Source organism: Pseudomonas salmasensis, from assembly GCF_014268375.2.
Classification (GTDB): Bacteria; Pseudomonadota; Gammaproteobacteria; order Pseudomonadales; family Pseudomonadaceae; genus Aquipseudomonas; species Aquipseudomonas salmasensis.
Window position 1 is genome coordinate 5,518,783 of record NZ_CP077083.1, and the last position, 24,979, is coordinate 5,543,761.

Sequence of the window (24,979 nt, forward strand, 5' to 3'; positions counted from 1 at the left end):
TTTCGACGTATGGAGCCTTTGTTGGAAAATATTGTATACAAAAACAAATATCATTGTGTTCTATTTGTGTGATCGAGCATCTGATCAAACAGACCTCACCGCTTTACCCATAACAAGATAAGGACGGCACCTATGAGCGCTTTAACCTTGAAACTCGCCACCCAACTGGCCACCCAGGCCCTTACCGCAGGCCGCACTATTTCGGCTGCGCCCCTGACCATCGCCGTGCTCGACAGCGGCGGCCACCTGGTCACCCTGCAACGCGAAGACGGTGCCAGCCTGCTACGCCCGCAAATCGCCATCGGCAAGGCCTGGGGCGCCATCGCCCTGGGCAAGGGCTCACGTTTGCTGGCACTGGACGCCCAACAGCGCCCGGCGTTTATCGCCGCGTTGAACAGCCTGGGGCAGGGCAGCGTCGTGCCAGCACCGGGTGGGGTGCTGATTCGGGATCAGAGCGGCGTGGTGCTGGGCGCGATCGGGATCAGCGGGGACACGTCCGATATTGACGAACAGTGTGCGATCACGGCGATAGAGGGGGTGGGGTTGATGGCGGATGCGGGGGTGTCGGCTTGAATCGTTCTGACTGTGAGTAAGCTATCGCAGGCAAGCCAGCTCCCACATTGGCGGTGTTCACAAATCCAACTGTGTGAATCCAATCAGTGTGGGAGCTGGCTTGCCTGCGATGCAGTCGACTCGGTCTACAGTCAAACCCAAATAGCATCCCACAGCGGATAGTCGCCAAACTTCTTTACCAGCCCGGCCCTGAGTGGATTAGCTACGATGTAGCGTGCAATCCCCTCAAGGCTTTCCTCTCGACGCACGGCATGATCATGAAAGCCCGGCTGCCAGAGGCGACCTTGGCGGCCAGCCACCGCATTCACCACGCGGGTGCTCTTGGATTTAACTTGGCGCATCAAGTCGGCAAGCGAGCCTTTCTCCAAAGAGACAAGCCAATGGAAATGATCAGGCATTACTACCCAGGCCAATGATGTTGCGAGCCCTTTATATTGAGCGATCCTGAATTGTTGTACGACCAGACGGCCGAGTCTGAAGTCGCTGAAGATGGGCTCACGTTCAAGGGTGTTGGTGGTGAGCAGGTAAATGCGGTTGGATTCGTTATAGCGACCGATGCGCAGGCGTTTCGAAGCAGGTAAATCAGGCATTCCTTGGCCTCTCTTCAGATGGGGTTCTGAGAGGCTAGACTGAGGGGCGAAGGCTGATCGGCAGGCTTTTAGCAGGATGTGTCTGGATGGGCGCTATCGCGGGCAAGCCCGCTCCCACAGGGGATTGTGACCATTTTACATTTTGTGTCCCGCGCAAATCCGTGTGGGAGCTGGCTTGCCTGCGATAGCCTCTGCGCGGTCTATCAATCCGGCTCACACCCCTTGAGCACCAACCGAATAATCGTCTGCGCCGCCGCCTCATAATCGGCCTCATCCAGCTTGGCCTTGCCGGTCACTGCCGAGATCTGCCAGTCGAAATCGGCATAGGTCTGGGTGGCTGCCCAGATGCTGAACATCAGGTGGTTGGGGTCAATCGCTGCGATCAGGCCACGGTCAACCCAGTTCTGGATGCAGTCGATATTGTGCTTGGCCTGGGCATTGAGCTGTTCAACCTGCTCGGCGCTCAGGTGTGGGGCGCCGTGCATGATTTCGCTGGCGAACACCTTGGAGGCGAACGGCAGGTCGCGGGAGATGCGGATTTTGGAGCGGATGTAATTGCTCAATACTTCCTTGGGCTCGCCTTCGGGGTTGAACGGCGTGGAGGCGGCCAGGATCGGCTCGATAATGCTTTCGAGCACCTCGCGGTAGAGGTTGTCCTTGGACTTGAAGTAGTAGTAGACGTTGGGCTTGGGCAGCCCGGCCTTGGCGGCGATGTCGCTGGTTTTGGTCGCGGCGAAGCCCTTGTCGGCAAACTCCTCGCTCGCCGCCCGCAGGATTTTTTCTTTGTTGCGCTCGCGAATGCTGCTCATAAACCAGACGTTTCCTTGCCATGACAGGCGGTTGCGCATGGTAGCACCGGCCATCCGCAGGCCTCAACAATCTGCCCACAAGGCCTTGCGCCGCGCTATGCTCGCGCCATCTCTCTCTAACGGAAGTCCGGTTCATGGCAGGAAGCAGCTTATTGGTGTTGATCGACGATATCGCCGCGGTACTCGATGACGTCGCGCTGATGACAAAAATGGCCGCCAAGAAGACATCGGGCGTGCTGGGCGATGACCTTGCACTGAACGCCCAGCAGGTCTCAGGTGTGCGCGCCGAGCGGGAAATTCCCGTGGTGTGGGCGGTGGCCAAGGGCTCGTTTATCAACAAGCTGATCCTGGTGCCGACGGCCCTGTTGATCAGCGCCTTCGCTCCGTGGGCGGTGATACCGCTGTTGATGCTCGGCGGCGCCTACCTGTGTTTCGAGGGTTTCGAAAAACTCGCTCACAAGTTCCTGCACAGCAAGGCTGAAGACCAGGCCGAACACGCGCAGTTGGCTGAAGCGGTGGCCGACCCGGCAACCGACCTGGTGGCGTTCGAGAAAGACAAGATCAAGGGCGCGATCCGCACCGACTTCATTCTCTCCGCCGAGATCATCGCCATCACCCTCGGCATCGTCGCCGACGCGCAGCTCACGCAGCAGGTGATCGTGCTGTCGGGTATCGCCATTGTCATGACCATCGGCGTATATGGATTGGTGGCAGGTATCGTCAAGCTCGACGATCTGGGGCTGTGGCTGACGCAGAAACCGGGCCAGGTGGCGCGCAGTATTGGCGGCGCGATCCTGAGCGCGGCACCCTACATGATGAAGAGCCTGTCAGTGATCGGCACGGCGGCGATGTTCATGGTCGGTGGCGGCATCCTCACCCATGGCGTGCCCGTGGTGCATCACTGGATCGAAACCGTGAGCCAGAGCACCGGCGCATTCGCGTGGCTGATGCCTACGCTGCTCAATGCGGTGGCGGGCATCATTGCCGGCGCCGTCGTCCTCGCAGTGGTCAGCGTGGTAGGCAAGGGCTGGAAAGCGCTGCGGGGGTAAAACAGCAGGCATAAAAAAGGCCATTCAATCGAATGGCCTTTTTTTGTCGCTGCGGTTTACTCGGCGATCTGCAACTTGCGCGACTCGGTGTAGATATACCGCACCTTCTCATACTCGAACGGCGAGTTCATCTGGCCGTAGCGGAAGCTGGTCTGGTAGCGCTTGTCGACGGCGCGCAGGGCCCAGACTTCCGGATGGTTGGAACTGACTTCGGACACGTTGAGGAAGTTGATCTGCGATTCGGCGCTGTAGTCCACCAGCAGGCCGCCAGTGTCGCGCAGGTTCGACGGACCTAAGATCGGCAGCATCACATAGGCACCACCCGGTACACCGTAGAAGCCCAGGGTCTGGCCGAAGTCTTCGCTCTGGCGCGGCAGGCCCATGGCGGTGGCCGGGTCCCACAGGCCGGCGATGCCAATGGTGGTGTTGACCAGCAGGCGCCCGGTGGTTTCCAGCGAGCGGTGGCCCTTGAGCTGCAACAAGCTGTTCATCAGGTTAGGCACATCGCCCAGGTTGTTGAAGAAGTTGCTCACGCCGGTGCGCAGGAAGCTCGGCGTGACGTAGCGGTAACCGTTCACCACCGGCAGGAACACCCACTGGTCGAAGCGATAGTTGAAGTGGTACACGCGGCGGTTCCATGACTCCAGTGGGTCGTAGACGTTGAGCGCGGTGAGCGTGGAGCGTTCGAACTCACGCTGGTCCAAGCCTGGGTTGAACTTGAGCTTGGTCAGCGGCTCCTTGAAGCCGTCGGCATCGACCTTGACGGGTTCTTGGGCCTTGCTGTTGTCGGCATTGGCCACGCCTGCGCACATCAGTGCGGCGAGCAGCAGAAGATATTTAGCCACGGAAGAACTCCAGCATGGCGTCGGCGTTGACGCGGTAATTGAGGTTGCCGCAATGGCCGCCCAGCGGGTAGACGGTCAAGCGATCGCCGAAGGTTTTACGCAGGAAGCCCAGGTCGCCAGGGCCGAGGATCACATCGTCGGCGTTATGCATCACGGCGATTTTCGGGCTGTCGCGCAGATAGTCCTTGAGGGCGTACAGGCTGACCTGGTCGATCAGTTGCAGCAGGCTGCCGCCATCGGAACGCGCGCGCCACATCGGGATCACTTGCTCGGTGAGGTAGCAGTCGAAGTCACACTGTAGGGCACGCTTGAGGAACGGCGTGAGGCTGGTGCCCTCGGTGATCGGGTACTTGGGCGGAATAATCAGGCCGCGGCGGTTGATCAAGTCCGAAGTGAAGGCGATGTCGGCAGCCGAGAAGCGGAACGAGGTGCCGATCAGCATGGCCATCTGTTCGTTGCTCAGGTGCTGTTTGGACTGCTGGAAGTCATAGAGCAGGGCATCGTTGAGGTCGATGTAGCCTTTTTGCTGGAAGTAACGTGTCAGTTTGCTCAGCACCAACTCATAGAAAGTGGTGCTGTTGTTGATGCCCTTGACCTCGGTCTGTACCAGCTTGTCGAGGTTGGTGATCGAGGTGTAGAGGTTGACCGGCGGGTTGAGCAGCAGCACTTTCTTGAAGTTGAAGCTGCGGCGGGTCTCGTCCAGCTTGCTGACAAACGCCGCATCCAGGGCGCCCAGGCTGTAGCCGGTGAGGTAGAAGTCGGTCACGGGCAACGAGGCGTTCTGCGCGCGTACGGCTTGCATCACGCGGTACATGTCTTCGGCGTCTTCCTGGGTGATGCCCGGGGTGGCGAAGCGCGAAGCGGCGCTGATGAAGTCGAAGCTGGTCGGCGAGGACAGCTGCACCACATGGTAGCCGGCCTGGTAATACAGTTTTTTCAGGTATTCATTGATGCTGCTGTCAAAGCGTGCACCGGTGCCGGCGATCAGGAAGATCAAAGGCGCGGCGCGGTCCTGCTTGGCAATGCGGTAGGTGAGTTTCTTCACTGCCCAGAAATTGTCCGGCAGGCTGAACTCGCGCTCGGGGCGCATCGTCAGGGTGTAGTCGGACTGGTTGATCTCGTCATCCGTCGGCAGGGTTGGCCGCAGATCGGGAGGCGTGGTGGCGATGGTCGCTTCGAACGGGTTGGTCAAAGGGTAGCCATAGCTGGCTTGGTCGATATCGACGGCCAGTGCTGACGCACTCAAAAATAGGCTGCCCAGCAAGGCAGCACAGCGCAAGGAACGGAGCATGACTTAATCCCTAAGAGGAACGGGCTGAATGAAGTTCGCAGGCTATGACCACCGCCTTGTCACCGAAGTGCCAGCACTCGGCACGAAAGTCGGAAAAAAACGTCGGAATCGGGGTAATAGTAGCCAGACGATACACTTTGCCACGCATTGTTGAACAGATATCTGCGCGAACACCTTGCTAACGGCCGCCGTGGGATTAAGCTGAGCGCCGTTTTTGCCTATCGGAGTGCCCCATGTCCCGTCGTTTGCCGTTGATCCTGCTGCTTATTGCCCTGCCGTTATGGCTGGCCGCCAGTTATGCCGCACGCTATGGCTTCATGGAGGATGGGCAATGGGTCGGCATCTGCGCGGATGAGGCCAGCCGCTGGGAATGCCAGGTGCGTTCGAATTTGGGTTTGATGATTCATTTCAAGCTGCTGGGGTGGGCGGCGCTGATCACCTCGGTACTGGGCTTTTTTGTTCCGGGGCGTGCGGGGTGGGCGTTGGCAGTCGTGGGGTTGGTGTTCGGGTTGCCGGCGTTGGCGTTGTACAACACGACGTTTGCGGTGTTTGCGGTGGTGGTTGCGGGGTTGCGGTTGGTCAGGAAGCCTCGCGGCGCCTTGTAGGAGCGAGCTTGCTCGCGAGGGTCGTTAACGATGACGCGGGGTACCTGATGCCCCGCGTTATCTTGGTGTTTTTCGCGAGCAAGCTCGCTCCTACAGGCGATTGTGTTAAACCTTGCGCACCCGCAAGCAACGCCACAAAGCCGCAACCATCAGCACGCTGACCACTGCCCAACCCCAGGCCTGCTGGTTCAACAGCCCTTCACGGTACAACTGCGGCGCAATGCCGGCGCCGATGATAAAGGCCAGCAACGCAATCTCTCGGCGCGGCCCGGTCACCGGGCGTACCAGGTACACCAGGGCCGGCAGCACCAGCGCCGCGCTCGGGAAGCTGCGATAACGCGGGTCAAACACCAGCGCCAGCATCATCACCGCACCGGCAAACCCGGCGATTGCCACCAGCCAGCCGGCGCGCTGCTCCAGCCAGTTGAACCCGCGCTCACGCCAGCCTTCGCGGGCGCTGAGGGCCAATGCGGCATGGGCCAGCACCAGCAGATTCAACACCACCAGCACCCCTGCCCACACCCATTCATCGCTGAAGCGAGCGGTAACGCGGGTCAATTCGGCCCAACTGCCGATGGAGCTCGCTGCCACGGCACCGAGCAACGGCAGTATTAACGCAGAGCGGGTGCTGCGAACGCGGCCGCCGAGCACCAGGGTGCCAAGCAGGGTGAGCCCGCCGACGCCCAGCCACAGCGGCCAGTACGGCACATTGGTTACCGGCCCGGCGAGGATACCTTTGTCTTGGCGGTCTGCATCGAACAGCCCCCAGTAACCGCCCACAGCCCCTTCACTGGCGCGCTTCCATGGCTGGTCAAAGGCTTCGATCAGGTTGTAGCGCCAGCCATTGGCTTCGGCCATGGCCACGAAACCACGCATGAACCTGGCCTCATTGACCCGGCTGGGCACGGCGGTCTCGCGCTGGCGGCCTTCGCTGGGCCAGCCGGTTTCACCGATCACGATGTCCTTGGGCGCGAATTTATGGCCGAAAGTCTGGCGCACATCGCCCACGTGCTTGAGCGCCTGGTCGATGCCGGAGGGTTCATCTTCCCAATACGGCAGCAGGTGAATGGTCAGGAAGTCCACCGCTGGCTCGATTTCCGGGTGTTGCAGCCAGAATTCCCAGACATCGGCATAGGTGACGGGCTGCTTGATCTGGCTTTTAACCTGATGGATCAGCGCCACCAGTTGCTTGGCAGTGACTTCCTTGCGCAGCAGGGCTTCGTTGCCGACGATCACCGAGGTCACCACGTCCGGGCTGGCGTTGGCCGCCGCGATCAACTCGTTGATTTCTTTTTGAGTCGCCACGGGGTCACTGCTGACCCAGGCCCCGGCCATCACCTTCAACCCATGCTTGCGCGCCATGTCCGGCAGGGCTTCCAGGCCGGTCATGGAATAGGTGCGAATGCATTCAAAACGCGTAGCCAGCAGCGCCAGGTCGGCGTCCATGCGCTCGGGGCGTAACCTGAACGGCTGGTCGAACGGGGATTGGTCCTTGTCGAACGGCGTGTAGGACGCACATTGCAGCTTATGGCTGGCACTGGCGACGTCCGGTAATACCACGGGCCGGCCGAGGCCGTACCAATAGCCGACAAGGGCAAGCACGCCGAGGATCAAGGCGAAGAAATAGGGCAGGGCAGGGAAGCGGGCAGTCGCGGGCATGGTCGGCTTATCTGGGGGAGCAAAGGCGCGCATCTTACCCGGATTTGCCGCAGCCCAGTGCGGCTGCATAATTTTGACATGCAAACTTCGGGCGGGATTCTGGCGATAACGCCTACAAAGCGTCCTACTGGCGATGTGATGTCGTTTCTTGCTCAACCAAGGTCGCTGACAGAGCAGGGCAAATGCCTACGCAGGTTGAAGATAAAACTGTCAGTACTCCACTGATGCCTCAGCAACCGGATCGATGCGCGTGAAGGGGGCGCGGTGCACCCTATAACAACAGTTTGACGTCGCTCGGCATCCGTCGGGCGCAGCACTTTCGGGGAAGTACTATGAAGATGCGACGACTCTTGGGCGCAGCTGCCACTCTGGTAGTTGCGATGGGCTCCACACTGGCCAGTGCCGACAGCAAGACCCTGAGCATCGGCTACGTGGACGGCTGGTCCGACAGCGTGGCCACCACTCATGTGGCGGCAGAGGTGATCAAGCAAAAGCTCGGCTACGACGTAAAACTGCAAGCGGTTGCCACCGGCATCATGTGGCAGGGTGTCGCCACCGGCAAACTCGATGCCATGCTCTCCGCCTGGCTACCGGTGACCCACGGTGAATACTGGACCAAGAACAAGGACAAGGTGGTCGACTACGGCCCCAACTTCAAAGACGCCAAGATCGGCCTGATCGTGCCGGAGTACGTCAAGGCCAAGTCCATTGAAGACCTCAAGGCCGATACCACCTTCAAGAACAAGATCGTCGGCATCGACGCCGGTTCAGGCGTAATGCTCAAGACCGACGAAGCCATCAAGCAATATGGCCTGGACTACAAGCTGCAAGCCAGCTCGGGTGCGGCGATGATCGCAGAACTGACCCGCGCCGAAGACAAGCAGGAGTCGATTGCGGTCACCGGTTGGGTGCCGCACTGGATGTTCGCCAAGTGGAAACTGCGTTTCCTGGACGACCCAAAAGGGATTTATGGTGCTGCTGAAACCGTCAACAGCATCGGCAGCAAGGGCCTGGAGAAGAAAGCGCCGGAAGTCGCAGCCTTCCTGAAGAAATTCCAGTGGGCCTCCAAGGATGAAATCGGTGAAGTCATGCTGGCGATTCAAGAAGGCGCCAAGCCGGATGCCGCGGCCAAGGACTGGGTAGCCAAGCACCCCGAGCGCGTCGCCGAATGGACGGCTAAATAACCGCGCCCCAACTGTAGGAGCGAGCTTGCTCGCGAAGAACGCACCGGCACCGCGATCATCCAAGATGAACGCGTTACCGTTGACGTTTTTCGCGAGCAAGCTCGCTCCTACACTGGCATTGGGGTTTGCCCCTCCCACATTTGTTTCGTTCCCCGCCAAAATGTCGTAGCACACCCAAAATCCTCGCTAAGCTCGATCTACTACTAAGGTCGTCTGGAACCCATTGCGCAGCCGCATACAGTGGATACGTTCCAAAATAATAAAAAGCTGTGCTGCGAGGATAAAAACAATGAACGACAGCATTTACCTCTCGATTCAAAACAGCCCGCGTTTCAAGGAGCTGGTCAGGAAAAGGGAAAGGTTCGCCTGGATTCTCTCGGCGATCATGCTAGGGCTTTACTCCGCTTTCATCCTGTTGATTGCCTACGGGCCACAAGTACTGGGGGCCAAGATCAGCCCCGGTTCCTCAATTACCTGGGGCATTCCCCTGGGCGTCGGGCTGATTGTGTCGGCCTTCATTCTCACCGGCATCTACGTGCGTCGGGCCAACGGCGAATTTGACGACCTGAACAATGCGATTCTCAAGGAGGCTGCGCAATGATCCGGCGTCTATTGGCTCTATTCGGCGCTTCGCTGTTGGCTCCGGCCGTTTGGGCGGCGGACGCATTGACCGGTGAAGTGCACAAGCAACCGCTGAACGTCTCGGCCATTGTGATGTTCGTCGCGTTTGTCGGCGCCACCCTGTGCATCACCTACTGGGCGTCCAAGCGCAACAAATCGGCGGCGGACTACTATGCGGCCGGCGGCAAGATCACCGGTTTCCAGAACGGCCTGGCAATTGCCGGTGACTACATGTCGGCGGCGTCCTTCCTGGGGATTTCCGCGCTGGTGTTCACCTCCGGCTACGACGGCTTGATCTACTCGATCGGCTTCCTCGTGGGCTGGCCGATCATTCTGTTCCTGATCGCCGAGCGCCTGCGTAACCTGGGCAAATACACCTTTGCCGACGTGGCGTCCTATCGCCTGGGGCAAACCCAGATCCGCAGCCTGTCGGCCTGTGGCTCGCTGGTGGTGGTGGCGTTCTACCTGATCGCGCAGATGGTCGGCGCGGGCAAGCTGATCCAGCTGCTGTTTGGCCTTGATTACCATGTGGCGGTGATCCTGGTGGGTATCCTGATGTGCATGTACGTGCTGTTCGGCGGCATGCTGGCGACCACCTGGGTGCAGATCATCAAGGCGGTGCTGTTGCTGTCCGGTGCCTCGTTCATGGCGCTGATGGTGATGAAGCACGTCAACTTCGACTTCAACATGCTGTTCTCCGAGGCGATCAAGGTTCACCCCAAAGGTGAAGCGATCATGAGCCCTGGCGGCCTGGTGAAAGACCCGATCTCGGCATTCTCCCTGGGCCTGGCACTGATGTTCGGTACTGCTGGCCTGCCGCACATCCTGATGCGCTTCTTCACGGTGAGCGACGCCAAGGAAGCGCGTAAGAGCGTGCTGTACGCAACCGGCTTCATCGGCTACTTCTATATCCTGACCTTCATCATTGGCTTCGGCGCGATCCTGTTGGTCAGCACCAACCCGGCGTTCAAGGACGCAGCGGGCGCCTTGCTCGGTGGCAACAACATGGCGGCGGTGCACCTGGCCAACGCGGTGGGTGGCAGTATCTTCCTGGGCTTCATCTCGGCCGTGGCGTTTGCCACCATCCTGGCGGTGGTTGCCGGCTTGACCCTGGCGGGTGCTTCGGCGGTGTCCCATGACCTGTATGCCAGCGTGATCAAGAAAGGCAAGGCCAACGAGAAAGATGAGATTCGCGTATCGAAGATCACCACCGTAGCCTTGGGGGTATTGGCCATCGGCCTGGGTATCCTGTTCGAAAGCCAGAACATTGCGTTCATGGTCGGCCTGGCGTTCTCCATCGCTGCCAGCTGTAACTTCCCGGTGCTGCTGCTTTCCATGTACTGGAAAAACCTCACCACCCGTGGCGCCATGATTGGCGGCTGGCTGGGCTTGATCAGCGCCGTGGGCCTGATGATCCTCGGCCCGACCATCTGGGTCTCGATCCTGCACAATGAGAAAGCGATCTTCCCGTACGAGTACCCTGCGCTGTTCTCGATGATCATTGCGTTCGTCGGCATCTGGTTCTTCTCCATCACCGACAAGTCGGCGGCGGCAGAGAAAGAGCGTGCGCTGTACTTCCCACAGTTTGTGCGTTCGCAGACTGGCCTGGGGGCGAGCGGGGCGGTTAATCACTAAGTTGTCAGCTGCATAAGAGATACCCCGGTCGTAAGGCTGGGGTATTTTTTTTGCCTGGGTTTTTTGTTGCCAAGGCTAGCCTCATCGCGGCATAGGTATCTACACAACTGTGTAGTTCGCAGCAGCCTCCGGTAACCACGATGCGAAGCGAGTCGCTCTTGATCTTGCTCTTGATCTGCTTTTGATCTTAGGCGCCCCGTCAAACCACGCTGGCCGGAATTCGACAGGGATTTGGGGGGTAAACCGGCAGGGATGCCGGTTTAGCCGCCCCGCGCCATGGATGGCGCGTGGCGGCGGCCCCCCAAATCACTGGCGGATTACGGGCACACCGAGCCCAAGCGAGGTGCCGAGTGGTGGGGCAAGAGCGTTTTGCTTACTTTTGCGCTTTTCAAAAGTGAGCCGCCGTCAGGGCGGAACCCTAAGTGGCCGTTACCGCAGCAATGGATATGCACACAATCCAACCGTGTTGACTGCCATGCCGCCTTCGCGAGCAAGCCCGCTCCCACAGTTGGGTCGTGGGGCGTCAGGTAAATAGGTGTCGGCTGTCAGGCCGTCGCGGGAGCAAGCTCCCTCGCCACAGGGTCAGCGTCGCACCAACGTTGTGTAGATAACTATGCTCATCGCGGGCAAGCCCGACTGTGTAAACCCGGTCAACTGTGGGAGCTGGCTTGCCTGCGATGGCGGTAGATCAGGCCACACAAACAAAAACGGCCTCCACTAAGGGAGGCCGTTCTCAGTACAAACAAGCAATCAGGTGCTTACTTGCGATCTTCCAGCTTGGTGATGTCACGCGACTCGTAGCCGGTGTACAGCTGGCGCGGGCGGCCAATCTTGTACGGGCTGGAGAGCATTTCTTTCCAGTGGGAGATCCAGCCCACGGTCCGCGCCAGGGCGAAGATCACGGTGAACATGCTGGTTGGAATGCCGATCGCCTTGAGGATGATCCCCGAGTAGAAGTCGACGTTCGGGTACAGCGAGCGTTCGATGAAGTACGGGTCGGTCAGGGCGATCTCTTCCAGGCGCATGGCCAGTTCGAGTTGCGGATCGTTCTTGATGCCCAGTTCCTTCAACACTTCGTCGCAGGTCTGCTTCATGACGGTAGCGCGCGGGTCGCGGTTCTTGTAGACCCGGTGACCGAAGCCCATCAACTTGAACGGATCGTTCTTGTCCTTGGCCTTGGCGATGAAGGTGTCGATGTTGGACACATCGCCGATTTCATCGAGCATGGTCAATACGGCTTCGTTCGCACCGCCGTGGGCAGGGCCCCACAGTGCAGCGATACCGGCGGCAATACAGGCGAACGGGTTGGCACCCGAAGAACCCGCCAGGCGCACGGTAGAGGTGGAAGCGTTCTGCTCGTGGTCGGCATGGAGGATGAAGATCCGGTCCATGGCCTTGGCGAGCACCGGGCTGATCGGTTTGATCTCGCACGGGGTGTTGAACATCATGTGCAGGAAGTTTTCCGCGTACGTGAGGTCGTTGCGCGGGTACATCATGGGTTGGCCCATGGAGTACTTGTAAACCATTGCGGCCAGGGTCGGCATCTTGGCAACCAGGCGGATCGCGGAAATTTCGCGATGCTGCGGGTTATTGATGTCCAGGGAGTCGTGATAGAAGGCCGACAGGGCGCCTACTACACCGCACATGACGGCCATCGGGTGGGCGTCGCGACGGAAGCCGTTGAAGAAGGTCTTCAACTGCTCGTGAACCATGGTGTGGTTCTTCACGGTGCTGACGAACTGGGCTTTCTGCTCGGCTGTTGGCAATTCGCCATTTAGCAGCAGGTAGCAGGTTTCCAGGTAGTCCGACTTTTCAGCCAGTTGCTCGATCGGGTAGCCGCGATGAAGCAGAATGCCATTATCACCATCGATATAGGTGATCTTCGACTCGCAGGAAGCGGTCGACATGAAGCCTGGGTCGAAAGTAAAACGGCCCGTGGCCGTCAGGCCCCGTACGTCGATAACATCGGGACCAACGGTGCCGGTTAAAATGGGCAGCTCGACGGGGGCTGCGCCCTCGATGATCAACTGCGCTTTTTTGTCAGCCATGTGGCCTCCTATTTATGCTTCAAATCATCAGACAGACCCCCCACGCAGGGCCCGCACCACTATATTGATATAAATCCAGATGTCAATTTGCCTAAAGTCTTGCGCCAGAAGGCTTTAACCGTACTTTTTCGTCGAAATTGCCTGCCATTTACGCCTTTTATCCCGCCAGCGCAATCAGCTATTAGGGTGAGGTGTGCGCGTTGTCATTAGTAACCTAACTGTCTATACTCGGCCACCGACCGCCAAGGGCTTTTGGGCTTGCTTTCATTGGGGGTCGCACTCCCTGGGTGGTGCTTACCTGACCAGTCGCACTCCCCAACAACTTTGCCCTGATTGTTAGGGGCTCTTCAGTGTGAAAAAAAGCCGTGAATAGCCAACGACCTGTAAACCTAGACCTAAGGACCATCAAACTCCCCATCACCGGCGTTACGTCGTTCCTGCACCGTGTTTCCGGCATCATCCTGTTCCTGGGCTTGGGCATCATGCTTTATGCATTGAGCAAATCCCTGGGTTCCGAGGAAGGATACGCCGAGGTGAAGGCATGCTTGACCAGCCCGCTGGCCAAGTTCGTAGCATGGGGCCTCCTGTCCTCTCTTCTGTATCACCTGGTAGCCGGTGTGCGCCACTTGATCATGGACATGGGCATCGGTGAGACGCTGGAAGGCGGCCGCCTGGGCTCGAAAATCATCATCGCCATTTCCGTGGTGCTGATCGTTCTGGCAGGAGTTTGGATATGGTAACCAGCGTAACGAATCTGTCGCGTTCGGGCCTCTATGACTGGATGGCACAGCGTGTGTCTGCGGTCGTTCTCGCGGCTTATTTCATTTTCCTGATCGGATACCTCGTCGCAAACCCGGGCATCGGCTATGAGCAATGGCACGGCCTGTTTTCCCACAATGCGATGCGAATCTTCAGTCTGCTGGCCCTTGTAGCCCTGGGCGCTCACGCCTGGGTTGGCATGTGGACCATCGCGACTGACTACCTGACGCCGATGGCGCTGGGCAAGTCCGCGACTGCAGTACGTTTCCTCTTCCAGGCAGTATGCGGCGTCGCGATGTTCGCTTACTTCGTCTGGGGTGTGCAGATTCTTTGGGGTATCTGATTCATGGCTAACATTCCAACTATTTCATTCGACGCCATCATTATTGGTGGCGGCGGTGCTGGCATGCGCGCTGCGCTGCAGCTGGCCCAGGGCGGTCACAAGACTGCCGTGATCACCAAGGTGTTCCCGACGCGATCTCACACCGTATCGGCCCAGGGTGGCATCACCTGCGCCATCGCCTCCGCCGACCCGAACGATGACTGGCGCTGGCACATGTACGATACCGTCAAGGGTTCCGACTATATCGGTGACCAGGACGCTATCGAATACATGTGTCAGGAAGGCCCGGCCGCGGTGTTCGAGCTGGACCACATGGGCCTGCCGTTCTCCCGTACCGAACAAGGCCGTATCTACCAGCGTCCATTCGGCGGCCAGTCCAAGGATTACGGTAAAGGCGGGCAGGCTGCCCGTACCTGCGCTGCGTCCGACCGTACCGGTCACGCGCTGCTGCACACCCTTTACCAAGGCAACCTGAAAGCCGGTACCACGTTCCTGAACGAGTACTACGCAGTTGACCTGGTCAAGAACGCCCAGGGCGAGTTCGTCGGTGTGATCGCCATCTGCATCGAAACCGGTGAAACCACCTACATCCGCGCCAAGGCCACTGTGCTGGCGACCGGTGGTGCAGGTCGTATCTACGCGTCGACCACCAACGCCCTGATCAACACCGGTGACGGCGTCGGCATGGCCCTGCGTGCTGGCGTACCGGTACAAGACATCGAAATGTGGCAGTTCCACCCGACCGGCATCGCCGGCGCCGGTGTACTGGTGACCGAAGGTTGCCGTGGTGAAGGTGGTTACCTGATCAACAAGCACGGCGAGCGTTTCATGGAGCGTTATGCTCCGAACGCCAAAGACTTGGCTGGCCGTGACGTTGTGGCTCGTTCGATGGTTAAAGAGATCATCGCCGGTAACGGCTGTGGCCCGAATGGCGACCACGTACTGCTCAAGCTCGATCACCTGGGCGAAGAAGTGCTGCACAGCCGCCTGCCTGGTATCTGCGAGCTGTCCAAGACCTTTGCTCACGTGGACCCGGTAGTTGCTCCGGTTCCGGTGGTTCCAACTTGCCACTATATGATGGGCGGCGTGCCGACCAACATTCATGGCCAGGCAATCACCCAGAACGCCGACGGCCAGGACGAGATCATCCATGGTCTGTTCGCGGTAGGTGAAGTGGCTTGCGTATCGGTTCACGGTGCCAACCGCCTGGGCGGCAACTCGCTGCTCGACCTGGTGGTATTCGGTCGCGCGGCCGGCCTGCACCTGGAAAAGGCGCTGACCGACGGCATCGAATACGATGACGCCACCGACGCCAACATCGAAGCTGCCCTGGCGCGCCTGAACGCTCTGAACGAGCGCACGGATGGCGAAGACGTAGCAACCCTGCGTCGCGAGCTGCAAAGCTGCATGCAGAACTACTTCGGTGTGTTCCGTACCGGCGAATACATGCAGAAGGGTATTGCCCAGCTGGCTGACCTGCGCAAGCGTATCGCCAACGTCAAGATCAACGATAAGAGCCAGGCGTTCAACACCGCTCGTATCGAAGCCCTTGAGCTGCAAAACCTGCTGGAAGTGGCTGAAGCGACTGCGATCGCCGCCGAGGTTCGTAAAGAATCCCGTGGTGCTCACGCTCGTGAAGACTTTGAAGATCGCGACGACGAAAACTGGTTGTGCCACACCCTGTACTTCCCGGGTGACAAGCGCGTAACCAAGCGTGCCGTGAACTTCTCGCCGAAGACGGTGCCGACGTTTGAACCGAAGATTCGGACTTACTAAGGGTGGCTGCCATGTTGAAAGTCAGTGTTTATCGCTACAACCCTGATCAGGACGCTGCGCCGTTCATGCAGGAATTCCAGGTCGATACCGGCGGTAAAGACCTGATGGTGCTGGATGTATTGGCACTGATCAAAGAGCAGGACGAAGGTTTCTCCTATCGTCGCTCTTGCCGTGAAGGTGTGTGCGGTTCCGACGGCATGAACATCAACGGCAAAAACGGCCTGGCGTGCATCACGCCGCTGTCCGCCGTGGTTAAAGGCAACAAGCTGATCGTTCGTCCATTGCCAGGTTTGCCGGTTATCCGTGACCTGGTCGTCGATATGAGCATCTTCTACAAGCAATACGAGAAAGTTAAGCCGTTCCTGCAGAACGACACGCCGGCTCCGGCCATCGAGCGTCTGCAGTCCCCGGAAGAACGTGAAAAGCTCGATGGCCTGTACGAGTGCATCCTGTGCGCTTGCTGCTCGACATCCTGCCCTTCCTTCTGGTGGAACCCGGACAAGTTCCTGGGTCCAGCTGCCCTGCTGCAAGCCTACCGCTTCCTGGCAGACAGCCGTGATACCAAGACGTCCGAGCGTCTGGCTTCGCTGGATGACCCGTTCAGCGTATTCCGCTGCCGCGGGATCATGAACTGCGTCAACGTATGTCCTAAAGGCCTGAACCCGACTAAGGCCATTGGTCACATCCGTAACATGCTGCTGCACAGCGGCGTGTAACTGACGTTGTAGTAAAAGCAGGACCGTTGTGCCCGTAAATGCTGCGGCGCAGGCTTCAACCGGCGCCGTAGTTTTAACTTGAGCAGCGACTTACAAAGCCGCGGCTCTTATTTTGAAGAAATGAGACAAGCAGGGGCATTCGGGTTGGTACCCGAACTATCAGCGTGATCCTAAGTGGCTTGTTTTGGTCGCTGCACTTGGCCTTTTGCAAGCAAACTCGGTGTTTTCGCCGGTGGTGTCCCCAAATCGAGGGTGACCAAGCATGCAAGAAAGCGTGATGCAGCGCATGTGGAACAGCGGCTATCTTTCAGGTGGTAACGCTGCCTATGTGGAAGAGCTTTATGAGCTCTACCTGCACGACCCTAACGCTGTGCCAGAAGAATGGCGCACCAAATTTCAGACGTTGTCTTCAGACGGCAACGCTGCCACCGATGTATCGCACGCAACAATTCGCGATCAGTTCGTGCTGCTGGCAAAGAACCAGCGCCGCGCCCAACCGGTTTCCGCCGGCAGCGTGAGCAGTGAGCATGAGAAGAAGCAAGTTGAAGTACTGCGACTGATCCAGGCCTACCGTATGCGTGGCCACCAGGCAGCCCAGCTTGACCCGCTGGGGCTGTGGCAGCGTCCTGCACCTGCAGACCTGTCGATCAATCATTACGGCTTGACCAATGCCGATCTTGATACGACCTTCCGTGCCGGCGACCTGTTCATCGGCAAAGAGGAAGCGAGCCTACGCGAAATTCACGAAGCGTTGCAGCAGACATATTGCCGCACCATCGGCGCTGAATTCACGCACATCACCGATTCCGAGCAGCGCCAGTGGTTCCAGCACCGCCTGGAAGGCGTGCGTGGCCGTCCGGTATTGTCCGCCGATGTACGCGGCCACTTGCTGGAGCGCGTGACCGCGGCCGAAGGTCTCGAGAAATACCTGGGCACCAAATACCCAGGCACCAAGCGTTTCGGCCTGGAAGGCGGCGAAAGCCTGATTCCGATGCTCGACGAGTTGATCCAGCGTTCCGGTTCCTATGGCACCAAGGAAATCGTGATCGGCATGGCTCACCGTGGTCGCCTGAACGTGTTGGTCAACACCTTCGGCAAGAACCCGCGCGAGCTGTTCGACGAGTTCGAAGGCAAGAAGAAGGTCGAGCTGGGTTCCGGTGACGTTAAATACCACCAGGGCTTCTCGTCCAACGTGATGACCACCGGCGGTGAAGTTCACCTGGCCATGGCATTCAACCCCTCCCACCTGGAAATCGTTTCGCCAGTGGTCGAGGGTTCGGTACGTGCTCGCCAGGATCGTCGTAACGACGCCACCGGTGAGAAAGTGCTGCCGATTTCCATCCACGGTGACGCGGCATTCGCCGGTCAAGGCGTGGTCCTGGAAACGTTCCAGATGTCGCAGACTCGCGGCTTCAAGACCGGCGGTACCGTTCACATCGTCATCAACAACCAGGTGGGTTTCACCATCAGCAACCCGTTGGATGCGCGCTCCACCGAGTACGCCACCGACGTTGCCAAGATGATCCAGGCGCCGATCCTCCATGTGAATGGCGATGATCCGGAAGCCGTGCTGTTCGTGACCCAACTGGCTGTCGATTACCGCATGCAGTTCAAGCGTGACGTGGTTATCGACCTGGTTTGCTACCGCCGTCGCGGTCACAACGAAGCGGACGAGCCAAGCGGCACCCAGCCGTTGATGTACCAGCAGATCACCAAGCAGCGCACCACCCGTGAGCTGTACGCCGAAAGCCTGACCAAGGCCGGCGTGGTTGACGATGCGCGTGTTCAGGCAAAAGTCGATGAATACCGCAACGCGCTGGACAACGGCCTGCATGTAGTGAAAAGCCTGGTCAAGGAACCGAACAAAGAGCTGTTCGTTGACTGGCGCCCCTACCTGGGTCACACCTGGACTGCACGTCACGATACCTCGTTCGATTTGAAGACGTTGCAGGAACTGTCCGCCAAGCTGCTGGAAATTCCCGAAGGCTTCGTCGTACAGCGCCAGGTTGCGAAGATCTACGAAGATCGTCAGAAGATGCAAGCCGGCGGCCTGCCGATCAACTGGGGTTACGCCGAAACCATGGCGTACGCGACCCTGGCGTTCGAAGGTCACCCGATCCGCATGACCGGCCAGGACATCGGCCGCGGTACGTTCTCGCACCGTCATGCTGTATTGCACAACCAGAAAGACGCGGGCACCTACATCCCGTTGCAGAACCTGTACGAAGGCCAGCCACGTTTCGACCTGTACGATTCGTTCCTGTCCGAAGAAGCCGTACTGGCGTTCGAATACGGTTACTCGACCACCACGCCAAACGCGCTGGTGATCTGGGAAGCCCAGTTCGGCGACTTCGCCAACGGTGCCCAGGTGGTGATCGACCAGTTCATCACCAGCGGCGAGCACAAGTGGGGCCGTCTGTGCGGTCTGACCATGCTGCTGCCACACGGTTATGAAGGTCAGGGCCCGGAGCACTCCTCGGCCCGTCTGGAGCGTTACCTGCAACTGTGCGCCGAGCACAACATCCAGGTGTGCGTGCCGACGACCCCGGCCCAGATCTACCACTTGCTGCGTCGCCAGGTGATCCGTCCGCTGCGCAAGCCGCTGGTGGTGCTCACGCCGAAGTCGCTGTTGCGTCACAAGCTGGCCGTTTCGACCCTGGAAGATCTGGCCCAAGGTTCGTTCCAGACCGTGATTCCAGAGATCGACACGCTGGACGCCGCCAAGGTCACTCGCCTGATCCTGTGCAGCGGCAAGGTCTACTACGATCTGCTGGAAAAGCGCCGTGCCGAAGGCCGCGAAGACATCGCCATCGTGCGTATCGAGCAGCTTTATCCGTTCCCGGAAGATGACCTCATGGAGATCATCGCGCCTTACACCAACCTCACGAACGTGGTGTGGTGTCAGGAAGAACCGATGAACCAGGGCGCCTGGTACAGCAGCCAGCATCATCTGCGTCGCAGCATCGGCAACCACAACAAGGCCTTGGTCCTTGAGTACGCCGGTCGTGATGCATCTGCTGCACCTGCCTGTGGTTATGCGTCGATGCACGCCGAGCAGCAGGAAAAACTGCTGCAAGATGCTTTCACTGTTTAACGCCTTCGCGCTGACTGAAACCGAATTTTAAGGACCTACAGATAATGGCTATCGAAATCAAAGCCCCGTCATTCCCGGAATCGGTTGCCGATGGCACCGTTGCCACCTGGCACAAGAAACCAGGCGAGGCCGTCAAGCGTGACGACCTGATCGTCGACATCGAGACCGACAAAGTCGTTCTGGAAGTATTGGCCGAAGCTGACGGCGTGCTGGGCGCGATCGTTGCTGAAGAGGGCGCTACCGTTCTGTCGAACCAGGTACTGGGTTCGATCGAAGAGGGCAGCGCTGCTGCAGCGCCTGCTCCTGCCGCCGCTGCACCGGCTGCTTCTGCCCCTGCTGCACCGGCTGCGGGTGGCGAAGACCCAATCGCTGCACCGGCTGCGCGTCAACTGGCTGAAGAAAACGGCATCAACCTGGCTTCCATCAAGGGCACTGGCAAAGATGGCCGCGTGACCAAGGAAGACGTGGTTGCCGCCGTTGAAGCCAAGAAGAACGCTCCGGCTGCCGCACCTGCCAAGGCTGCAGCGCCTGCTGCCGCTGCGCCTGTGTTTGCTGCTGGCGACCGTACCGAGAAGCGCGTACCGATGACTCGCGTACGTGCCACCGTGGCCAAGCGCCTGGTTGAAGCACAGTCGAACATGGCGATGCTGACCACGTTCAACGAAGTCGACATGACCGAAGTCATGGCCCTGCGTTCGAAGTACAAGGACCTGTTCGAGAAGTCCCACAACGGCGTGCGCCTGGGCTTCATGTCGTTCTTCGTGAAAGCGGCCACCGAAGCGCTGAAGCGCTTCCCGGCCGTCAACGCTTCCATCGACGGCGGCGACATCGTTTACCACGGCTACTCGGATATCGGCGTTGCCGTCTCCAGCGACCGTGGCCTGGTGGTTCCAGTGCTGCGTAACGCCGAGTTGATGAGCCTGGCCGAAATCGAAGGCGGCATCGCTGGCTTCGGCAAGAAAGCCCGTGACGGCAAGCTGACCATCGACGAGATGACCGGTGGTACCTTCACCATCACCAACGGTGGTACCTTCGGTTCGATGATGTCGACGCCGATCGTCAACCCACCGCAAGCCGCGATCCTGGGCATGCACAACATCATCCAGCGTCCGATGGCCATCAACGGCCAGGTCGTGATCCGCCCAATGATGTACCTGGCACTGTCTTACGATCACCGCCTGATCGACGGTAAAGAAGCCGTGACGTTCCTGGTGACCATCAAGAACCTGCTGGAAGACCCGGCTCGCCTGCTCCTGGACATCTGATAGAAGCAGTTGCACGTTGCGAGCTACAAGCTGTAGGAAAAAGCAGCTTGGCTTGCAACGTGTGGCTAGAAGCTTGTCGCAAATAGAGGATCTATTTTCATGACACAGAAATTTGACGTTGTAGTGATTGGTGCAGGCCCTGGCGGCTATGTTGCCGCCATCAAGGCTGCGCAACTGGGCCTCTCCACTGCTTGCATCGAAAAATACACCGACAAGGAAGGCAAACTGGCGCTGGGCGGTACTTGCCTGAACGTAGGTTGCATTCCGTCCAAGGCGCTGCTGGACAGCTCCTGGAAATTCCACGAAGCCCAAGACGGCTTCGCGATCCACGGCATCAACCATGCTGGCGTGACCATGGACGTGCCAGCAATGGTCGGCCGTAAAGCCAACATCGTCAAAGGCCTGACTTCCGGCGTTGCCACCTTGTTCAAGGCCAACGGCGTGACTTCGATTCAAGGCCACGGCAAGCTGCTGGCCGGCAAGAAAGTTGAAGTCACCAAGCCAGACGGTTCGGTTGAAGTCATCGAAGCCGAAAACGTGATCCTGGCCCCAGGTTCGCGTCCAATCGACATTCCGCCTGCACCTGTTGATAACAACGTGATCGTTGATTCGACCGGCGCCCTGGAATTCCAAGCCGTACCTAAGCGCCTGGGCGTGATCGGCGCTGGCGTGATCGGTCTGGAGCTGGGTTCGGTATGGTCGCGTCTGGGCGCTGAAGTCACCGTGCTGGAAGCCCTGGACACGTTCCTGCTGGCTGCCGACACCGCGGTGTCCAAGGAAGCGCTGAAAACCCTGACCAAACAAGGTCTGGACATCAAGCTCGGCGCCCGTGTTACCGGTTCCAAGGTCAACGGCGAAGAAGTCGTAGTGACCTACACCGATAAAGACGGCGAGCAGACCATCACCTTCGACAAGCTGATCGTCGCCGTGGGCCGCCGCCCAGTGACCAACGACCTGCTGGCTTCCGACAGCGGCGTGAACATCGACGAGCGTGGTTTCATCCACGTTGACGATCATTGCGCCACCACCGTGCCTGGCGTCTATGCCATTGGCGACGTGGTTCGTGGCATGATGCTGGCCCACAAGGCTTCCGAAGAGGGCATCATGGTTGTTGAGCGCATCAAGGGTCACAAGACCCAGATGAACTACGACCTGATCCCATCGGTTATCTACACCCACCCGGAAATTGCATGGGTCGGCAAGAACGAACAGCAGTTGAAAGCTGAAGGCGTTGAAGTTAACGTCGGCACCTTCCCGTTTGCCGCTTCTGGCCGTGCCATGGCAGCTAACGACACCGGTGGTTTTGTCAAAGTCATCGCTGATGCCAAGACTGACCGCGTATTGGGCGTCCACGTGATTGGCCCAAGCGCTGCAGAACTGGTTCAGCAAGGCGCAATCGGCATGGAATTCGGCACCAGTGCCGAGGACCTGGGCATGATGGTCTTCTCCCATCCGACCCTGTCCGAAGCGTTGCACGAAGCCGCGTTGGCAGTGAATGGCGGCGCCATCCACATCGCCAACCGCAAGAAGCGCTAAGCGAGATAATAAGAAACCACGGCGGAGTTGCCCGTCGTGAGCCTTGCGCGCAAGACTCACCGCGGAATATCCGCTGGACGCAGCCTTGCGCAGCTTTACGGGCCATAAGCCCCGCAAGTTGCGCAAGCAGCAGTCACAGGTGGCGCGGCACTCATAATGAGCGCAGCGCCGAATGCGCAGTACCTAACGAAGACGGTAAAAAGCATGAATCTTCACGAGTATCAGGGTAAGCAGCTGTTCGCTGAATACGGCCTGCCAGTTTCCAAGGGCTACGCAGTAGACACCCCGGAAGCAGCAGCAGAAGCTTGCGACAAAATCGGCGGCAGCGAGTGGGTTGTCAAAGCCCAGGTCCACGCCGGTGGTCGCGGTAAAGCGGGCGGCGTCAAGCTGGTTCGCAGCAAAGAAGACGCCAAGGCCTTCGCACAGCAGTGGCTGGGCAAGCGTCTGGTGACTTACCAGACTGATGCCAATGGCCAACCAGTCACCAAGATCCTGGTTGAATCGTGCACTGATATCGCTAAAGAGCTGTACCTGGGCGCTGTCGTTGACCGTTCGAGCCGTCGCATCGTGTTCATGGCTTCCACCGAAGGTGGCGTGGACATCGAGAAGATCGCTCACGAAACCCCAGAAAAAATTCTGAAGGCCACTATCGATCCACTGGTTGGCGCTCAGCCATTCCAGGGTCGCGAGCTGGCTTTCCAGCTGGGTCTGGAAGGCAAGCAAGTTGCCCAGTTCGCCAAGATCTTCGTTGGTCTGGCCAAACTGTTCCAGGATCACGATCTGGCCCTGCTGGAAGTGAACCCGCTGGTGATCAAGGCTGACGGCGATCTGCACTGCCTCGACGCCAAGATCAACATCGACGCCAACGCCATGTACCGTCAGCCTAAGCTGAAGACTTTCCACGATCCGTCGCAAGACGATCCGCGCGAAGCGCACGCTGCCAAGTTCGAACTGAACTACGTAGCCCTGGAAGGTAACATCGGCTGCATGGTCAACGGTGCTGGCCTGGCCATGGGTACCATGGACATCGTCAACCTGCATGGCGGCAAGCCAGCCAACTTCCTCGACGTAGGTGGTGGCGCTACCAAGGAACGCGTTACCGAAGCGTTCAAGATCATCCTGTCCGACTCCAACGTCGCTGCAGTACTGGTCAACATCTTCGGCGGCATCGTTCGTTGCGACATGATTGCCGAAGGCATCATCGGTGCAGTGAAAGAAGTCGGCGTTAAAATCCCGGTTGTTGTTCGCCTTGAAGGTAACAACGCTGAACTGGGCGCTAAAGTACTGGCAGAAAGCGGTTTGAACATCATCGCGGCTACCAGCCTGACCGACGCTGCTCAACAAGTTGTCAAAGCTGCGGAGGGCAAGTAATGAGCGTCCTGATCAATAAAGACACCAAAGTTATCTGCCAGGGTATTACCGGTTCGCAAGGTAGTTTCCACACCCAGCAAGCCATCGAATACGGCACCCAGATGGTGGGTGGCGTAACGCCAGGCAAAGGCGGCACCGAGCACCTGGGCCTGCCCGTGTTCAACACCGTGAAAGAAGCCGTAGAAGCCACTGGCGCCACCGCCAGCGTGATCTACGTTCCAGCTCCTTTCTGCAAGGACTCGATCCTGGAAGCAGCTTTCGGCGGCATCAAGCTGATCGTCTGCATCACCGAAGGCATTCCTACCCTGGACATGCTGGACGCTAAAGTTAAGTGCGACGAGCTGGGCGTAGTCCTGATCGGCCCTAACTGCCCAGGCGTGATCACCCCAGGCGAATGCAAGATCGGCATCATGCCAGGTCACATTCACTTGCCAGGTAAAGTCGGTATCGTTTCCCGTTCCGGCACCCTGACCTACGAAGCTGTGAAGCAGACCACTGACGCCGGTTTCGGTCAGTCGACTTGCGTCGGCATCGGCGGTGACCCGATCCCGGGCTCTAACTTCATCGACATCCTGAAGCTGTTCCAGGAAGACCCGAAGACCGAAGCGATCGTAATGATCGGTGAGATCGGCGGTTCGGCTGAAGAAGAAGCGGCTGCCTACATCAAGGCACACGTGACCAAGCCGGTTGTTTCCTACATCGCTGGTGTGACTGCCCCTGCGGGCAAGCGCATGGGCCATGCTGGCGCAATCATCTCTGGCGGCAAAGGCACTGCAGACGAGAAATTCGCTGCACTGCAAGACGCAGGCGTTAAAACCGTGCGTTCGCTGGCAGACATCGGCAAGGCCCTGGCCGAGCTGACTGGTTGGGCTGTCAAGTAAGCCTCGCGCTTAGCTGACGCTTCACCACACAAAGGCCACCTTCGGGTGGCCTTTGTGCATTCTGGGCTTGCCAACATTGCCCTCTGTAGGAGCGAGCTTGCTCGCGAAAAACGTCAACGATAACGCGTGCTTGCTGAACGAATGCGGCGCCTGTGAGTTTTTCGCGAGCAAGCTCGCTCCTACAAAAAACCTGTATGGGCAAATTAAGTATGAAAACGCGACATTCAAATGTCGCTTATCGGACAGTCCGCCCCGCAACAGTGCGTTTGTCAGCCTAATTCTGTACTCTAGCCGCCTCTTTATGCGTCCGCGTCCCAAAAGGAAGCTGC

Annotated in this window: 21 protein-coding genes; 15 read left to right on the forward strand and 6 right to left on the reverse strand. The window is 58.8% G+C overall.

What is annotated here, in order from left to right:
• The first annotated feature begins 132 nt into the window (after positions 1-132).
• Entirely contained in the window at positions 133-573 is a 441-nt protein-coding gene (locus HU731_RS24870; protein ID WP_073521695.1) for a GlcG/HbpS family heme-binding protein, read from the forward strand.
• Positions 574-704: 131 nt separating this feature from the next.
• Here HU731_RS24870 and HU731_RS24875 read toward each other — a convergent pair whose 3' ends face one another.
• Together HU731_RS24875 and HU731_RS24880 are read right to left on the reverse strand one after the other, a co-directional pair.
• Positions 705-1,163, reverse strand: a complete 459-nt coding sequence (locus HU731_RS24875) for an REP-associated tyrosine transposase (RefSeq protein ID WP_186608068.1) — start codon at positions 1,161-1,163, stop codon at positions 705-707.
• A 203-nt stretch (positions 1,164-1,366) separates the two neighbouring features.
• Positions 1,367-1,972 (reverse strand): TetR/AcrR family transcriptional regulator, encoded by a 606-nt coding sequence (locus HU731_RS24880; RefSeq protein WP_032881048.1) that lies wholly within the window; start codon positions 1,970-1,972, stop codon positions 1,367-1,369.
• A 134-nt stretch (positions 1,973-2,106) separates the two neighbouring features.
• Between HU731_RS24880 and HU731_RS24885 the strand changes: the two genes are divergently transcribed.
• Positions 2,107-3,021, forward strand: coding sequence for a DUF808 domain-containing protein (locus tag HU731_RS24885; protein ID WP_186608067.1), 915 nt, complete (start codon positions 2,107-2,109; stop codon positions 3,019-3,021).
• A 56-nt stretch (positions 3,022-3,077) separates the two neighbouring features.
• Here HU731_RS24885 and HU731_RS24890 read toward each other — a convergent pair whose 3' ends face one another.
• Positions 3,078-3,866 carry an MlaA family lipoprotein gene (locus tag HU731_RS24890; RefSeq protein ID WP_186608066.1) on the reverse strand — a complete coding sequence of 263 codons (789 nt, stop codon included), beginning with the start codon at positions 3,864-3,866 and terminating at the stop codon, positions 3,078-3,080.
• The gene (locus tag HU731_RS24895) at positions 3,859-5,157 is read right to left on the reverse strand and encodes a lipid asymmetry maintenance lipase MlaY (RefSeq protein WP_003189995.1); all 1,299 of its coding nucleotides are present in this window, start codon (positions 5,155-5,157) and stop codon (positions 3,859-3,861) included. The genes HU731_RS24890 and HU731_RS24895 overlap by 8 nt, the downstream gene beginning before the upstream one ends.
• A gap of 233 nt (positions 5,158-5,390) precedes the next feature.
• On the opposite strand from HU731_RS24895, the gene HU731_RS24900 reads away from it, so the two are divergent.
• Positions 5,391-5,762, forward strand: a complete 372-nt coding sequence (locus tag HU731_RS24900) for a hypothetical protein (RefSeq protein ID WP_138763474.1) — start codon at positions 5,391-5,393, stop codon at positions 5,760-5,762.
• Between the two features lie 105 nt (positions 5,763-5,867).
• On the opposite strand, the gene HU731_RS24905 is transcribed toward HU731_RS24900, so the two are convergent.
• On the reverse strand, positions 5,868-7,421 hold the full coding sequence (locus HU731_RS24905; protein ID WP_186608065.1) for a glycoside hydrolase family 17 protein: 1,554 nt from the start codon (positions 7,419-7,421) through the stop codon (positions 5,868-5,870).
• A gap of 332 nt (positions 7,422-7,753) precedes the next feature.
• Here HU731_RS24905 and HU731_RS24910 point away from each other — a divergent pair, with 332 nt between their 5' ends.
• From HU731_RS24910 to HU731_RS24920, 3 genes are all read left to right on the forward strand, one after another.
• Positions 7,754-8,605 carry a glycine betaine ABC transporter substrate-binding protein gene (locus HU731_RS24910; RefSeq protein WP_186608064.1) on the forward strand — a complete coding sequence of 284 codons (852 nt, stop codon included), beginning with the start codon at positions 7,754-7,756 and terminating at the stop codon, positions 8,603-8,605.
• Between the two features lie 289 nt (positions 8,606-8,894).
• Positions 8,895-9,206 carry a DUF485 domain-containing protein gene (locus tag HU731_RS24915; RefSeq protein ID WP_003190001.1) on the forward strand — a complete coding sequence of 104 codons (312 nt, stop codon included), beginning with the start codon at positions 8,895-8,897 and terminating at the stop codon, positions 9,204-9,206.
• Entirely contained in the window at positions 9,203-10,861 is a 1,659-nt protein-coding gene (locus HU731_RS24920; protein ID WP_186608063.1) for a cation acetate symporter, read from the forward strand. Before HU731_RS24915 ends, HU731_RS24920 begins: the two co-directional genes overlap by 4 nt.
• Positions 10,862-11,619: 758 nt before the next feature.
• Here the strand turns inward: HU731_RS24920 and gltA are convergent.
• Positions 11,620-12,909, reverse strand: a complete 1,290-nt coding sequence (gltA, locus tag HU731_RS24925) for a citrate synthase (protein WP_014717728.1) — start codon at positions 12,907-12,909, stop codon at positions 11,620-11,622.
• Between the two features lie 365 nt (positions 12,910-13,274).
• Between gltA and sdhC the strand changes: the two genes are divergently transcribed.
• The 9 genes from sdhC to sucD all read left to right on the forward strand — a co-directional run bounded on the left by sdhC (position 13,275) and on the right by sucD (position 24,650).
• The gene (gene sdhC, locus HU731_RS24930; protein WP_003190005.1) at positions 13,275-13,649 is read left to right on the forward strand and encodes a succinate dehydrogenase, cytochrome b556 subunit; all 375 of its coding nucleotides are present in this window, start codon (positions 13,275-13,277) and stop codon (positions 13,647-13,649) included.
• Positions 13,643-14,011 carry a succinate dehydrogenase, hydrophobic membrane anchor protein gene (gene sdhD, locus HU731_RS24935; RefSeq protein ID WP_003172805.1) on the forward strand — a complete coding sequence of 123 codons (369 nt, stop codon included), beginning with the start codon at positions 13,643-13,645 and terminating at the stop codon, positions 14,009-14,011. The genes sdhC and sdhD overlap by 7 nt, the downstream gene beginning before the upstream one ends.
• Before the next feature lie 3 nt (positions 14,012-14,014).
• A complete protein-coding gene (gene sdhA, locus HU731_RS24940) occupies positions 14,015-15,787 on the forward strand; it encodes a succinate dehydrogenase flavoprotein subunit (protein ID WP_186608062.1) in 1,773 nt (590 codons plus the stop codon).
• Positions 15,788-15,798: 11 nt separating this feature from the next.
• On the forward strand, positions 15,799-16,503 hold the full coding sequence (locus tag HU731_RS24945; RefSeq protein WP_005786573.1) for a succinate dehydrogenase iron-sulfur subunit: 705 nt from the start codon (positions 15,799-15,801) through the stop codon (positions 16,501-16,503).
• Positions 16,504-16,765: 262 nt separating this feature from the next.
• Positions 16,766-19,597 (forward strand): 2-oxoglutarate dehydrogenase E1 component, encoded by a 2,832-nt coding sequence (locus tag HU731_RS24950; protein ID WP_034127191.1) that lies wholly within the window; start codon positions 16,766-16,768, stop codon positions 19,595-19,597.
• A gap of 44 nt (positions 19,598-19,641) precedes the next feature.
• Positions 19,642-20,862 (forward strand): 2-oxoglutarate dehydrogenase complex dihydrolipoyllysine-residue succinyltransferase, encoded by a 1,221-nt coding sequence (odhB, locus tag HU731_RS24955; RefSeq protein WP_003190009.1) that lies wholly within the window; start codon positions 19,642-19,644, stop codon positions 20,860-20,862.
• Positions 20,863-20,961: 99 nt separating this feature from the next.
• A complete protein-coding gene (gene lpdA / locus HU731_RS24960; protein WP_003190010.1) occupies positions 20,962-22,398 on the forward strand; it encodes a dihydrolipoyl dehydrogenase in 1,437 nt (478 codons plus the stop codon).
• A gap of 204 nt (positions 22,399-22,602) precedes the next feature.
• The gene (gene sucC, locus HU731_RS24965) at positions 22,603-23,769 is read left to right on the forward strand and encodes an ADP-forming succinate--CoA ligase subunit beta (protein ID WP_003190011.1); all 1,167 of its coding nucleotides are present in this window, start codon (positions 22,603-22,605) and stop codon (positions 23,767-23,769) included.
• Complete coding sequence (gene sucD / locus HU731_RS24970) at positions 23,769-24,650, forward strand: succinate--CoA ligase subunit alpha (RefSeq protein WP_003190013.1); 882 nt, start codon at positions 23,769-23,771, stop codon at positions 24,648-24,650. The genes sucC and sucD overlap by 1 nt, the downstream gene beginning before the upstream one ends.
• Positions 24,651-24,979: the final 329 nt, after the last annotated feature.